This window comes from Flavobacterium sp. 21.1 (assembly GCF_057801535.1).
The window spans coordinates 485,908-500,543 of sequence record NZ_JBYNXA010000001.1 but is presented as its reverse complement, the minus strand read 5'-3'; the positions used below and the strand labels follow the sequence as shown (position 1 = coordinate 500,543).

Here is a 14,636-nt window from a genome sequence, read left to right as displayed (position 1 = left end):
TTTTTGCAAAGATACTATTTAAAGCGTATGATAAATATCATGTTTTAAAAATTCGTAAATTGTAAACTTTGTATCAGGTAAATGAGCAAATTATGAATGAACAAAATTGTTTCCATTGCGGTAACGATGTTGTCAAAGCAGACGAAATTGTTTTTGATGAGAAAGCATTTTGTTGTAACGGTTGTAAAACGGTATACGAAATTTTCAGTCTGAATGACCTGACCTGTTACTATGATTTTGAGAATGCTCCGGGAGCAACACCTCAGGATATAAAAGGTAAATATGATTTTCTGGAGAATGAGACCATTGTTTCAAAACTCCTTGAATTCGAAGAAGAGGGAATCCATATCGTCTCACTTTATATTCCGCATGTCCACTGTAGCTCTTGTATATGGATTTTAGAAAATCTACACAAACTTCAAAACGGAATTTCCACATCTCAGGTAAATTTTCACGCCAAAACGGTCCGGGTTACCTACGATCCGAAAGAAACCAACCTGAAAGATATTGTTGTATTGCTGAATTCTATCGGCTATGAACCCTACATCAGTCTTGAAAATTATGATGCTAAAAAGGAGACAGTCGACAGAAGTTTGCATTATAAAATCGGAGTTGCGTTTTTCTGTTTTGGAAATATCATGCTTTTATCGTTCCCCGAATATTTTGAAGTAGGCGAATTCTGGATCGAGCAATACAAAGGATTTTTCCGTTGGTTGATTTTCGGATTATCCCTGCCGGCCTTTTTTTATTCGGCTTGGGGATATTATGTTTCTGCCTGGAAGAGTATCAAATCCAAAATGCTGAATATCGACATCCCAATCGCACTGGGAATTGTGGTGATGTTTATAAGAAGTACCGTCGATATCGTTTTCAATTACGGTCAGGGTTTTTTTGACAGCATGTGCGGATTGATTTTTTTCATGCTTCTTGGGAAGTTATTTCAGCAGAAAACGTATAATTTCCTATCTTTTGAACGTGATTACAAATCGTATTTCCCTATAGCTGTCACCAAAATACTTGCGAATGGTACCGAAGAAGCAATTCAGGTCTATGATGTTGAAAAAGGCGACCGATTACTGATCCGAAATCAGGAACTGATTCCGGTTGACGGGATATTGATAACAGAAAGTACGTTAATCGACTATAGCTTTGTAACTGGTGAAGCAGAACCAATAGAAAAAAAATCGGGAGATAAGATCTTTGCCGGGGGAAAACAATTGGGTAAAGTCATCGAGATGGAAGTTTTGCATTCGGTTTCTCAAAGTTATCTGACCCAATTATGGAGCAATGATGTTTTTCAGAAGAGAGTCGACCAAAAATACAAAACCATTACCGATACGCTTAGTCGTTATTTTACGCCGGCTTTATTGCTATTGGCTTTTGTATCCTTTGGATATTGGATTTTTATCGATACAACCACTGCATTTAATGTTTTTACGGCCATTTTGATTGTGGCATGTCCGTGTGCTTTGGCTTTAACGGCTCCTTTTACTTTAGGAAATGTGCTGAGGATTATCGGTTACCGAAAATTATATTTGAAGAACGCAACGGTTATCGAACAGCTTGCTAAAGTAGATACCATTGTTTTTGATAAAACGGGAACCATTACATCAAATAAAAAATCGGCCATCGAGTATGTTGGTGCTCCAATTTCAGAATCTGATTCCGTTCTTGTAAAAAATATGCTTCGAGGTTCAAACCATCCGTTGAGCCGCAGATTGTATGATTTTCTTCCTCAGGTAGAAATTAAAAAAGCACTGCATTTCGAAGAAATCACCGGAAAAGGTATTCAGGGAACCATAGATGGAAAAAGACTGAAAATCGGTTCGGCTTCCTTCATTGGGAAATCTGAAGAAGATCAGATCAGGCAGACATCCGTCCACATAAGCATAGATGATACTTATTTAGGTAATTACGTGTTTGGAAACCAATATCGCGACGGATTAGAGAAACTGTTTTCCGATTTAAGCAAAACCTACGAGTTGAAAGTGCTTTCAGGGGATAACGAAGGGGAAAAAGAAGCTTTAGAGCAATTACTTCCAAAAAATACGGAACTGGTTTTTAATCAGAAACCAGAACAAAAATTAACCTTCATAGAAAACCTTCAGGAACAGGGGAAAAACGTTCTGATGATCGGAGACGGACTTAACGATGCGGGAGCTTTGGCACAAAGTAACGTTGGGATTTCAATCTCGGAAAATGTTAATGTGTTTTCACCGGCGTGCGATGGGATTCTCGATGCTACGCAGTTTTCTAAAATCAGCTTTTTCCTGAAATTCTCCAAAAATGCAATGAGAACCATTATGATGAGTTTCGGATTGTCATTACTTTATAATGTCGTTGGACTGAGTTTTGCCGTCACAGGAAATCTTTCCCCTATAGTGGCAGCCATAATTATGCCGTTAAGTACGGTAACCATAATCAGCTTTGTGACGATAATGAGTAACCTTTTCTCGAAAAGATAACATAATGTTTTGTTATTCAGAAAAATATGATTAATTTTTAAGTTAATTTCCGATATGACAATTGTCATATTTTATACCATATCGCTAAAGTAACTTTGTTAAAACTAAATAGGTATGAGTGTTATTTATCTGTTAATCTCCATTAGTATCGTCGTAGCCGCTGTGTTTCTATACATCTTCATTAGAGCAGTAAAGAGTGGCCAGTTTGACGACGATTACACCCCGTCAGTAAGAATGCTTTTTGACGACGAATTAAAAAAAAATCCAAGTAAATCAGAAAAACAAAAATAATTATGGAAGTGCAACAATTTTACTATGACAACAAAATTGTAAAAAAATTCCTGTATGCCACTATTGTCTTTGGTGTGGTAGGGATGCTGGTCGGGTTACTGGTAGCAGTATTGTATCTTTTTCCCGGTCTGACCGATGGGATTTCCTGGTTGAGCTATGGTCGTTTGAGACCATTACACACGAACGCAGTAATTTTTGCGTTCATCGGGAATGCTATTTTCGCAGGAGTTTATTATTCTTTGCAGCGTCTTCTGAAAACAAGAATGTTCAGTGATGTTTTAAGTAACATTAACTTTTGGGGATGGCAATTGATTATTGTGGCAGCGGCGATTACATTACCGCTGGGTTATACAACTTCAAAAGAGTATGCCGAATTGGAATGGCCAATCGACATCGCAATAGCCATTGTTTGGGTGGTCTTCGGTATCAATATGATTATGACCATTTTAAGACGAAGAGAGCGACATTTATACGTAGCCATCTGGTTTTACATTGCCACTTTCGTAACCGTTGCGGTTCTGCATATTTTCAACAGTTTGGCTTTACCGGTAAGCGGAATGAAGAGTTATTCGGTTTACGCTGGTGTTCAGGATGCCTTGGTACAATGGTGGTATGGTCACAATGCTGTAGCATTCTTCCTTACAACACCTTTCTTAGGATTGATGTATTATTTCATTCCGAAAGCCGCTAACCGTCCGGTATATTCTTATCGATTATCTATCATTCACTTTTGGTCTCTGATTTTCTTATATATCTGGGCTGGTCCGCACCACTTACTTTATACTGCATTACCGGATTGGGCACAAAATCTTGGAGTAGTGTTCTCTGTAATGTTGATTGCACCTTCTTGGGGTGGTATGATCAACGGATTGTTGACCTTACGGGGTGCTTGGGATAAAGTACGTACCGAACCAATCCTGAAGTTCTTCGTGGTTGCCATTACCGGATATGGTATGGCTACTTTTGAAGGTCCTATGTTATCACTTAAAAATGTGAATGCAATTGCCCACTTTACCGATTGGATCGTGGCTCATGTTCACGTTGGCGCATTGGCTTGGAACGGATTCATGACGTTTGGTCTGATCTACTGGTTGATTCCGAGAATGACAAAAACAAAACTTCACTCTGTTAAATTGGCCAATTTCCATTTCTGGGTTGGTACTTTAGGTATCATTTTGTATGCTTTACCACTTTATGTTGCCGGATTTACGCAGGCTCAAATGTGGAAACAGTTTAACCCGGACGGTTCTTTGGTTTACGGAAACTTCCTTGAAACAGTTACGGCGATCATGCCAATGTATGCAATGCGTGCGGTTGGAGGAACTTTATATCTTATCGGAATGTTCGTTCTGGTATATAATGTTGTGATGACAATCAGACAAGGTCAGGGTGTAGAAGATGAGTTGGCTGAAGCACCGGAATTACAACGAATTGCCGCTCACCGATTAAAAGGCGAAAAATTCCATACCTGGTTAGAAAGAAAACCAATCCAGCTAACTGTTTTGGCTACGATTGCGATTCTGATCGGAGGGATCATTCAAATCATTCCGACTTTGGTCGTAAAATCAAATATTCCGACGATTTCGAGCGTGAAACCTTATACTCCGTTAGAATTGGAAGGCCGTGACCTGTATATCAGAGAAGGATGTGTGGGATGTCACTCGCAGATGGTACGTCCGTTCCGTTCGGAAGTGGAGCGTTACGGTGAGTATTCCAAATCCGGAGAATATGTTTATGATCACCCGTTCCTTTGGGGATCGAAACGTACAGGACCTGATTTGTTCCGAGTGGGTGGAAAATATTCAGACAACTGGCATTTCAACCATATGTGGGATCCGCAAAGTACATCTTCAGGATCGATTATGCCGGGATACAAATGGTTGTATGACAATGAACCGATGGATTATGCCAACATAGAAGAAAAAATGCGTGTAATGGTAAAATTAGGGGTTCCTTATACCGATCAGGAAATCGCGAATGCTAAGCAAAGTATCGCAAAACAGTCGGAGCAGATTGAAAAGAACCTTACCAACGATCCGGATTTTGTGAAGAGTTACGAGGAAAGCAAGAAAAATGCGCAGGCTAAAGGCGAACGCTTTATACCGATGAAAGATCGTGAAATCGTTGCTTTAATCGCATACTTGCAACGATTAGGTACCGATATTAAAATTAAGGATGTAGCGCAACTTCAAAAATAAATGTTATGCTGAAGTTTATTAAACACAATTTGGAAACGATCTCAGGGGTTGAGATCTATCCGATCATATCACTTCTGATTTTCTTTATCTTCTTTGTCGGACTATACACTTGGGTGTTTACCTATAAAAAGGAGAAAATTAATGAAATGAGTAACATCCCTTTTACGGATGCAGAAACCAATGATACTTTAAACAGTTAAAAGATGAAAAAGTTTTTTCCAATATACGTTAGAATTCCGGTGTTGTTTGGCCTGTTTTTCCTGGCAATGGAGTTCTTTATTGATTCCGGGAACCAACCGGCATTTATAAAATATCCCATTGTTTCCATACTGCTTTTACTATTTCTGTTTGTCCTGATTGCATTTGAAATCGTTGCAAAAGCTTCAAACAATGTTTTAAACAGCTTGCTTACCGAGGAACAGCGCAAAGCGAAGGAAGAAGAAGAGAATCTTCCATTTATGGAATCATCATTCTATAAAAAAATGATGCACAAATTAACGCGTTCCAACAAAATAGAAGAGGAGAAGGAATTATTGTTGCATCATGATTATGACGGAATCAAAGAACTTGACAATGTATTACCGCCATGGTGGGTGTATTTGTTCTATTCCTGTATTGCTTTCGCTTTTATTTACCTGATTCGTTATCATGTTTTAGGACACGAAAATCAGATAGATGAATTCGAAAAAGAGATGGCCGAGGCAAAAATAGCCGTGGAAGAGTACAAAAAAACGGCTCCTGACATCATGGATAAAGAAAAAGTTACTCTGTTAACAGATGCTGAAAGTATTGCAGCCGGTAAAACTATTTTCGAAACCAACTGCGTGGCTTGTCACAGACCGGACGCGGGAGGAGCGATCGGGCCAAACCTGACCGATGACCACTGGATTTTGGGAGGCGGAATCAAAAATGTTTTCAATACGATTATGGAAGGTGGTCGCGACGGAAAAGGAATGGTGTCCTGGAAGGCAACCATCAAACCATCGGATATTCAAAAAGTGGCTAGTTATGTGCTGAGTTTGCAAGGCTCTAATCCTAAAGATGCAAAAGCGCCGGAAGGTGATGTTTGGACAGAAGAAGGAGCGGCTCCTGCAACACCTGCCGCAAAATAAAGGAATCTATAGAATCAACTGTTAGTAATAGCAGTTTTACTAAATAATAAAAACATGTCCAGTTTACCCGACGAAAGTTTTAGAGACACCATTGGAACAATAACCGATGAAGGCAAGCGCGCCTGGGTTTTTCCTAAAATTCCTAAAGGGAAATGGTATGAGAGGCGAAAATGGGTCAGCTATTTTTTACTGCTCTTTTTGTTTGCCGCACCTTTTGTCAAAATTGGAGGAAATCAGTTCTTATTGTTTAATGTGATCGACAGGAAGTTCAATATTTTCGGATTTCCGTTCTGGCCTCAGGATTTTTATCTGTTCGTTTTGACAATGATCATCGGAGTGGTCGGGCTGGCTCTTTTTACGGTTGCTTTTGGTCGTATCTTTTGTGGTTGGATCTGTCCGCAGACCATTTTTATGGAGATGGTTTTCAGACGGATTGAATTCTGGATCGACGGCGATCGAGGCACTCAGATGCGACTTGCCAAACAGAAATGGGACGGCGAGAAAATCAGAAAAAGAAGTGCGAAATGGACCATCTTTTTCATAATTTCCTTTCTGATTGCCAATATCTTTTTGGCTTATATAATCGGAAGTGATGAACTCTTGAAAATGGTAACAGAGGGACCAATGCATAACACAACAACACTGATTGCTTTATTGGTGTTTACAGCGGTGTTTTATTTTATCTATGCCTGGTTTCGTGAACAGGTTTGCATTATCGCCTGTCCGTATGGTCGTTTGCAAGGCGTTTTACTGGACAATAAATCAGTAGTTGTTGCTTATGATCATAAAAGGGGAGAAGCTGAAAAGGGGCGCGCGAAATTCAATAAGAATGAAGACCGAGCCGCATCGGGTAAAGGGGATTGTATCGATGATCGTCTATGTGTAAATGTTTGTCCGACCGGAATCGATATTCGCAACGGAACGCAATTGGAATGTGTAAACTGTACCGCGTGTATTGATGCCTGCGACTTTATCATGGAAAGCGTTAACTTACCAAAAGGATTGATCCGTTATGCTTCGGAAGATGAAATCGTTAAGAAGGAAAAATTTGTTTTCACGACCCGTATGAAAGGGTATGCAGCAGTTTTGGTCATTCTCACTGGTATTTTCATCGGACTGTTGTTCTTAAGAAATGATGTACAGGCTACGGTTTTACGTCTGCCGGGACAATTATTTGAGCACAAAGGGGAAAATATAAGTAACGTGTTTACCTATAAAATTGTAAATAAAACTGTTAAGGATTTTAATCACGTACATTTCAAACTGTCAAACATCAAAGGTGAGATTAAGGTAGTCGGGAAGCCTGAGTTCGCGATCAAAAAAGAGGGAATGGCTCAGGGAACGTTGTTTGTGGAAATTAATCCGGCGCTTTTAAAAGGCGATAAAACAAAACTGAAAATTGAGGTATACGACGGTGATTTGCTTCTGGAGACCACAACCACCAATTTCCTCGGACCGAGAAGTTTTAATTAGGAGAAAGTAGCAAGTGAAAAGATATAAACAAAAAAATAAGAAAGTATGAAAATAAATTGGGGAACAGGTATCGTAATCGCTTTTGCTTTGTTTATGACGTTTATTTTATATTTCGTTTTCAAAGTGCAATACGACTCACAGTACGACCACGAAATGGTTACTGAAGAATATTACAAGAAAGAACTTGACTTTCAGAAAGAATTAGACAAGGAACAAAATGCTAACAATCTTGCGGAAAGAGTAACGATCGAACCTAATGAAGAAGGCTTGACGATTGCTTTTCCGAAAACCTTTGATATTGCCAAAATAAAAGGAAAAGTATCCTTATACCGACCGTCCAACCAGAAATTAGATTTCGAAATTCCGATTTCGTTGTCTACATCAAATTTGCTCATACCTAAAACAAATTTGGTTGGCGGTCGTTGGGATATTTCCGTGGAATGGGAGTATGATGGGAAGGAGTATCTGAATAAAAAGGGAGTTAGTTTGTAAGCAGGAATAAAGAAGCAAGAACCAAGAGACAAGAAATGAAAACCGAGAATAGAGAATTTCTTTAATCTCCCGTATGTTCTTTTGCTTTATTTTAAATTCTTTGCTCTTGTCTCTTGCTTCTATTTTCTAAAAATTAAAAAATATGTTGTACTCAGGATTCATACTAGGGTTAATCAGCAGTCTGCATTGCATTGGTATGTGTGGTCCCATAGCGCTGATGCTGCCTGTGGATCATAAAAATCCGGTAAAGAAAACAATACAACTTTTCACCTATCACTTCGGAAGAATAACCGCTTATATGACTTTGGGGTTGGTTTTTGGACTGTTGGGTAAAGGGCTTTTTCTGGCAGGAATGCAGCAGCAATTGTCAATAATTATCGGCATTCTGATGATTGCTTTTGTTCTGATCCCTGAAAAAGTCTTCGCACAATATAATTTTTCAAAACCGGTTTACAGAGTCCTGTCGCTTATGAAAGCTAAATTGGGAAGTCAATTCAAAAACAGAACGTTTAAAGCGCTCTACACAATTGGTTTACTAAACGGTTTTTTACCTTGCGGATTGGTTTATGTCGCTCTTTTCGGAGCCATTGCCATGCAGAATGCGAGTATGGGAGTCGGTTACATGTTTTTATACGGACTGGGGACAATCCCAATGATGAGTATGATATCGTATGTTTCAGGATATCTGACCGTTCCGGTGCGGAATAAAATACAGAAAGTCATTCCGATTATTACGGTTTTTATAGGGATGTTGTTTATTATGAGAGGATTAGGATTGGATATTCCGTTTGTTTCTCCGGGTAATATGAGTCTTTTTGTCCAACCAGAAACGATATGTAAAACAGATTAAGTACCTTTATAGTAAGATAATAACTTGATAGTATAGCATTATGGAAAGACATGATTTATTACACGAATTCCCTGAGTATCAAGACAAAATTCAAACCTTGAAAACATCTGATACTCATTTTAAGGAACTTTTCGACCAGTATGATGATTTGGAACATCAAATCCACAAAGTCAACACGGGAGAGGATGTTATTATTGACGAGGCAATGCATGAAATGAAAGCAAAGCTCCTTTTTATAAAGGATGAAATCTTTTCAAGGCTGCAAAAGTAATCGGAGATCCAATTTTGGGTAGTGTGTTACAAAAAAATCAAACCGCAGATTCAGGAATAAAATTAGTTTCTGAATCTGCGGTTTTTTAGGTTTTATAGTAAATGATTTTGCTTATTTCAAATTCCTTCCCGAAACGAAATTCTATCTGAGTTATATCCCGTTTTACGGTTTTTTTCTTCTTGCCAGTAATTCGCCATAGGTTGGTATCTGCTGCATGATTTGCGCTCTCAAAAGCGTTAGCAGATAAATTTCAGACTGGTAGAATTGAAATGCAACAGTAGCATTTGTAGCTGTCTTGATCTTCTTGTAATAGGTTTCCAGCTTTTTTTCCTGATCTGTTCGGTTAGCAAAATACACAGTTGCTAAAGAATCGGCTCTTGCCGGAGTCAGATTACTGTAGGACATTGCCGTTTTCTCATACAATTTCATCCTCTGGGTGGCAGTCTTTTTATTATCTTTTTGATATTCATCATAAATTTTCCAGAAGGCGATGGAATCTTTTCCGGTAACGTGTACCAGATGGGCAATGGCTTCTCTTTTCTGAACCCCAAGAAGGTTAATCATGGCCTCTACTTCTGCATCGGAAGTTTGGCAATAACTTGCAAGTGTACCGGCGAAGAAAACGGTTAAAAGTAGTTTGAATTTTTTCATAGGATGTAATAGATTTTGTTGTTGAAGGATAAAATGTAGTTAACTGTCTTAAAGTTAAGGATTTACTTCTTAAATAAGGAGAAAAAACTTAAAATTTTGTCAATAAAAAAACCGATAAACTAAGATTTATCGGTTTTTGAAAGGTATCGTTGTATTAACTTAATTATTGATGGTTATGCCTGACTCTCAGCAAAATTTTTGAAAGCAGTCAAGTATTTCATGGATTGTTTTTTAAAGGCGCCCGGCATAAGGAAGACCATGATTTTCATCATAAATCCTTTAGCCTCAAATTCATGTTGGGTTACGTATTTGGTTTTTGAATCCGAAATTTTTACAAAGGAATTCTTCACCTTGGAAAGGCTTCCGTGTACTTCATAAGTTCCTGTAAATTCATCAGGTAGATTGCGAACGGTCACGGTTTCAATCATTTCCATTTCACGGTTTCCCATTTTGAATTTAAGTTTTGATTTCGCGCCCGGTTGTCCCGGAGTCCCGCTTATGTGCTCGAAACTCTGAAGTCCCTCCATCCAATACTTCAGATTATCAGGATTATCAAAAAGAGCTATGACTTTATCTAACGGTTGATTGATTTCTATTTCAGTTGTATATTTCATTTTTTTGCATTTTAATGGATTTAAATATACAAAAGTTTCGGTTTGCGCTATGGTTTTTCTTCTTCAGCAACACTGAATTGCTTCATTTCTTCCAAAGGTTCTATGGAAACGTAATCTTTCCATATTTTAGGATCATAACGTTTAAGAACTATATAATTAAAATCCTCTTCTTTAATGTTGTCAAAGGCTGTATCATTGATTTCCGATTTGGAAATATTTAGAAACTCGGTTTTATCAATAGTGTTTATTTCCATTTTCAGGTCGAAAGCGATCATATCCTTTTCACCATCAGTAAGCTCAATGAATTTAAACGGTCTGTTTAGGTAAATGTACTGACCTTCTTCTACGGAAGCATAGTGCAAATAATAACCTGAGCTCTCAACGTTTTTCTTGTAGATAAGTGTTCCTTTGCTTCTGTTTTCTGAAAATTTAATTCCTAAAAGCAATTTCATATTGAAGCCGCTCAGCTTTTCTCCTTCATCTAAATTATAATCACATCTAACTACGGCATAATCCGACTCAGAAATGTATAATTTACCCACATATTTAGCTTTACTTTTTCTCGGTTTAAATTTTAATACATACATCGACTCATCTTTATCATTAAAGATTCTTCCCTCATAAGTATACTTGTAAAGCTCCGGATTGGTAACAAAATCAAGTTTGTTGTTTTGTGAAAAGTTATTCGCGCTTAAAAATGCGGTTATACCTGATTTATACGAAGTCAGTTCCGGTGTCTTCTCTTTTTCTTTCTTTTTATTTTTCTTCTCATTGAAGTTTTTACTCAGCGAAATCGTATCATGAGAACCGAAAATACCGCTTTTAACCCTGTAAAATTTAGTGGAATCCAGATGTTTAAGGAAGATATTTTCTGCTGATTTTTGCATTTCGTCAAAATTCACCGAACGATCTTCATCCTTAAGTATTGTAGCTTTTACTACATCAAGTTTGGTGTTGGTTACCGGTTTATTGTCCTTTGTTTTTGTGGTTGTATAGTAATTGCAAAGTACGTCTTTGAATTCTTTTGGCGGATGAGAAATGAGTTTAGAGGTGAATGCATTCAACTCGGCATTGGCAGATGCAAGCGCTTTTTTATCAAATCCGGTTGATTTGGTAAATTCGAGATCTATTTTGGATGGATTAAAACTGTTGCCTGATCTATAAAATAACATGTCCTTTGATGCCTGTGTCCCGTTTTTGTAATGTATCGGAAGCTTCTTTTTAACCTCCTGCATTATCGCGTCAGGGTCAGGTTTTACATTGGAAATAGTTACGTTTTGAAGTTCAAATACGCCCGGCTCAAGTTTTATGATGTATTGGAGATTTTTAAGTTCGCCAACCGTTATCTTACGCGGAGTGTATCCAAGATGTGTAACTGTCAGAATGGAGGCGTCACCGCTGTTTTTTTCAGAGACAGTGAAGTAACCCTCTGCGTTTGAAACCAGATTTGTTGATTCGTTTACCATAATGTTGGCGTAGGGAAGGATTTCACCGTTTTTGGAATCAATGATTTTTGCTGTTACATTCTGCGCAAATGTCATTACATATCCGAGCAAAATAAAAAATAGGGTGATTGCGATTCGTACCATTATTGTACTGTGTTTTTGATTTTGATGATTTAAATTTAATTATTCAGATTATCATTTGCACAATGCAAAGTGATATAAATGAAAAAATTCCTTCAAATATATAAATAAGAAGGAATTTACTGTAAAAAAAATGCGTTAATAAAATCACAAAGTCATTTAGCCAATTGTTAGTGCTAGTCTGATGATTTTATCATTTCATTGTTTGGATCTATTATTTCCAATTTGTTATTTGCGTTTATCCTGAAATAAAACAGTTCAAAACCATCCTTAACTTCATATTTATCAGCCTTTTTTATTAATTGGTTTACGGTTTCAAAACCATTTTCGAGTTTAGTTGATAAATACCAGTTACCATTTTTAAGTTGCTTTATAGTAAAGTCTTTTTTGTTTTTATGTTGCGTAAAACTCCAGGTTCCCAGATTGTTTTTAGTACTTAGGTTACGAATTTCCAAACACTCTGTAATGATTCTTTTTACTTTGTTTGGTTTTATCTTATTATTTGAATTACTTAGATATTCTAAAGTGGACGTTAAAACGTTGCGATCATTTATGTTAAAGCTCTTGTCAAATTCCATGTCAAAACCATATGTATCTATTAAAAAACCTTCGACAAAGTAGTTTGGAAAAAATTCCTGTGGAATTAGATTTAGCTTTTCACCTTCAAGAAGAATCTGAAATGTATATTTTTTTAATGTGGTAGATTTACAGTGCGACCAGACCACCCAAGGTGTCGTATAAGCAGGATATTCGAATTCTTTTGTTGGATATCCAAAATGATCTATTAATATTATGACTTTGTAAAAATTTAATAAATCTGTTTTCTCATCATAATTGCCGGAACCATCGTTATTTTTTTGGTCCGATTCATGAACTTTTATCCAATATTTCTCAATGTCGCTTTTATTATTAAGTTGATTTATTTCATTTTCAATAATTTGAAACTCTGTTTTGCTGTAAACATGGTTGGTAAGATGAAAAAAACAAAGAAGTATAATATATTTAAACATTGTTGTTAGACTATTACTGATGAAAAAGTGTGCATTGGTGGCAAAAAAAGAAGTTTATCTATTGGCTGCATTCAAAAAAAAAATTCCTTCAAATATATAAATAAGAAGGAATTTACTGTAAAAAAGTTATGAAAAATTACACGGTCATTGAGAACAACTGTGTTTGGGGTGCCTTGCGTTTCAATCGTAAGTCGAACGCCATGCAGATATTTCGAACAAACGGTTTGCCTTTTTCGGTAACGGTGATCGCATTGTTCTGGATCACTACTAAGCCGTCTTTTTTCATTTCATCAAGATGCTCCAGTACTTCTGGAAGTTCTTTAAAATAAAGATGTTTTTCATCCCATGAGGTGGTAAACTGACACATTAAATTTAGAATATGTCTTCGAATGGTCAAATCTTCATCGGTTAATAAATGACCTTTAGAAATAGGTAATTCGTTCTTTTCCAATCGGGCGTAATAATCTTCAATTGTTTTTTCGTTTTGGGCAAAACCGTACCAGCTGTCGCTGATCGAAGAAGCGCCAAGACCGATCATCAATTGGGTTTTGGAAGACGTATAGCCCATAAAATTACGATGCAGTTTTCCTTCCTGAAAAGAGGTGAACATGCTGTCTTTTTTCAGCGCAAAATGATCCATTCCGATTTCATGATAGCCTTTTTTTGCCAAGAGCTGTTTTCCGATTTCGTAAAGTTTTCTTTTTTCATCGTCCTTCGGCACATCTTCATCTCTGAAGCCGCGTTGTCCGTTTCCTTTGATCCACGGAACGTGTGCATAACTGTAAAAAGCCAGACGATCAGGGGAAAGTGATTTCGTTTTTTCAATCGTATCCACGACATTTTCCATCGTTTGGAACGGCAATCCAAAAATCAAATCGTGGGAAACTGAAGTATATCCGATCTCTTTTGCCCAAAAGGACACTTTTGCGACATTGTGAAAGGGTTGGATTCGGTGGATGGCTTTTTGAACCGTTTCACTGTAATCCTGAACGCCGAAACTAACACGGCGGAAGCCCAAATCGTAAAGCTGCTGCAAGTGCTCTCTGGTGGTATTATTTGGATGGCCTTCAAAGCTGAATTCATGCTCGGCGGCTCTTACAGCTCTTTTGAATAGCCCGTCAATTAAAGTTTTTAGATTTGCGGGTGAAAAGAATGTAGGGGTTCCGCCTCCTAAGTGAATTTCCTTAATTATAGGTTTCTCAGGAAATAAGTTGCAGTACAGATCCCATTCATGCAAAACGGCCTGGATATAAGGATCTTCAACTTCATGACGTTTGGTGATTCTTTTATGGCAACCACAGAACGTGCACAGACTTTCACAAAATGGAAGGTGGATGTAAAGACTTATCCCTTCTGCTTTATTACTTTCTGCAAAAGACTGAAGGAAAGTTTTTCCCCATGTTTCACTTGTAAAGTTCTCGTCTTCCCAATAGGGAACGGTGGGATAACTTGTGTATCTGGGGCCTGGGACGTTGTATTTTTGTACTAATGAAGTTGACATAATTGATCATTTTACAGAACCAAAATTACTTAGGGAAGGTTTAATTTAAAATGATAATTGTCATATTTCCCAAGAGCAAGAAAAATGGTGTCAGCCTTAAATAATTCTATTTTTATTAGTAA

Annotated in this window: 14 protein-coding genes; 9 read left to right on the top strand and 5 right to left on the bottom strand. The window is 37.4% G+C overall.

Features of this window, described 5'->3' with window-relative positions; all coding sequences use genetic code 11:
* Positions 1-92 precede the first annotated feature (92 nt).
* The 9 genes from AC3E9U_RS02280 to AC3E9U_RS02240 all read left to right on the top strand — a co-directional run bounded on the left by AC3E9U_RS02280 (position 93) and on the right by AC3E9U_RS02240 (position 9,152).
* Complete coding sequence (locus AC3E9U_RS02280) at positions 93-2,465, top strand: heavy metal translocating P-type ATPase (RefSeq protein ID WP_488745283.1); 2,373 nt, start codon at positions 93-95, stop codon at positions 2,463-2,465.
* A 114-nt stretch (positions 2,466-2,579) separates the two neighbouring features.
* Complete coding sequence (gene ccoS, locus AC3E9U_RS02275; RefSeq protein ID WP_488745282.1) at positions 2,580-2,756, top strand: cbb3-type cytochrome oxidase assembly protein CcoS; 177 nt, start codon at positions 2,580-2,582, stop codon at positions 2,754-2,756.
* 2 nt (positions 2,757-2,758) lie between these two features.
* Positions 2,759-4,954, top strand: a complete 2,196-nt coding sequence (ccoN, locus tag AC3E9U_RS02270) for a cytochrome-c oxidase, cbb3-type subunit I (RefSeq protein WP_488745281.1) — start codon at positions 2,759-2,761, stop codon at positions 4,952-4,954.
* Between the two features lie 5 nt (positions 4,955-4,959).
* Complete coding sequence (locus AC3E9U_RS02265; RefSeq protein ID WP_488745280.1) at positions 4,960-5,154, top strand: CcoQ/FixQ family Cbb3-type cytochrome c oxidase assembly chaperone; 195 nt, start codon at positions 4,960-4,962, stop codon at positions 5,152-5,154.
* 3 nt (positions 5,155-5,157) lie between these two features.
* Positions 5,158-6,066, top strand: a complete 909-nt coding sequence (locus AC3E9U_RS02260) for a cbb3-type cytochrome c oxidase N-terminal domain-containing protein (RefSeq protein ID WP_488745279.1) — start codon at positions 5,158-5,160, stop codon at positions 6,064-6,066.
* A 54-nt stretch (positions 6,067-6,120) separates the two neighbouring features.
* A complete protein-coding gene (gene ccoG, locus AC3E9U_RS02255) occupies positions 6,121-7,539 on the top strand; it encodes a cytochrome c oxidase accessory protein CcoG (protein WP_488745278.1) in 1,419 nt (472 codons plus the stop codon).
* Positions 7,540-7,584: 45 nt separating this feature from the next.
* Entirely contained in the window at positions 7,585-8,031 is a 447-nt protein-coding gene (locus AC3E9U_RS02250) for a FixH family protein (protein ID WP_488745277.1), read from the top strand.
* Positions 8,032-8,173: 142 nt separating this feature from the next.
* Positions 8,174-8,881, top strand: a complete 708-nt coding sequence (locus tag AC3E9U_RS02245) for a sulfite exporter TauE/SafE family protein (RefSeq protein ID WP_488745276.1) — start codon at positions 8,174-8,176, stop codon at positions 8,879-8,881.
* Between the two features lie 97 nt (positions 8,882-8,978).
* The gene (locus tag AC3E9U_RS02240) at positions 8,979-9,152 is read left to right on the top strand and encodes an HP1242/YdcH family protein (RefSeq protein ID WP_488745275.1); all 174 of its coding nucleotides are present in this window, start codon (positions 8,979-8,981) and stop codon (positions 9,150-9,152) included.
* Positions 9,153-9,314: 162 nt separating this feature from the next.
* On the opposite strand, the gene AC3E9U_RS02235 is transcribed toward AC3E9U_RS02240, so the two are convergent.
* From AC3E9U_RS02235 to hemN, 5 genes are all read right to left on the bottom strand, one after another.
* Positions 9,315-9,803, bottom strand: a complete 489-nt coding sequence (locus tag AC3E9U_RS02235) for a hypothetical protein (protein ID WP_488745274.1) — start codon at positions 9,801-9,803, stop codon at positions 9,315-9,317.
* Positions 9,804-9,976: 173 nt separating this feature from the next.
* Complete coding sequence (locus AC3E9U_RS02230; RefSeq protein WP_488745273.1) at positions 9,977-10,417, bottom strand: SRPBCC family protein; 441 nt, start codon at positions 10,415-10,417, stop codon at positions 9,977-9,979.
* A 47-nt stretch (positions 10,418-10,464) separates the two neighbouring features.
* Entirely contained in the window at positions 10,465-12,006 is a 1,542-nt protein-coding gene (locus AC3E9U_RS02225; RefSeq protein WP_488745272.1) for a carboxypeptidase-like regulatory domain-containing protein, read from the bottom strand.
* 173 nt (positions 12,007-12,179) lie between these two features.
* Positions 12,180-13,013, bottom strand: coding sequence for a hypothetical protein (locus AC3E9U_RS02220; protein WP_488745271.1), 834 nt, complete (start codon positions 13,011-13,013; stop codon positions 12,180-12,182).
* Positions 13,014-13,149: 136 nt separating this feature from the next.
* Positions 13,150-14,514, bottom strand: coding sequence for an oxygen-independent coproporphyrinogen III oxidase (gene hemN / locus AC3E9U_RS02215; RefSeq protein ID WP_488745270.1), 1,365 nt, complete (start codon positions 14,512-14,514; stop codon positions 13,150-13,152).
* Between the last annotated feature and the right edge of the window lie 122 nt (positions 14,515-14,636).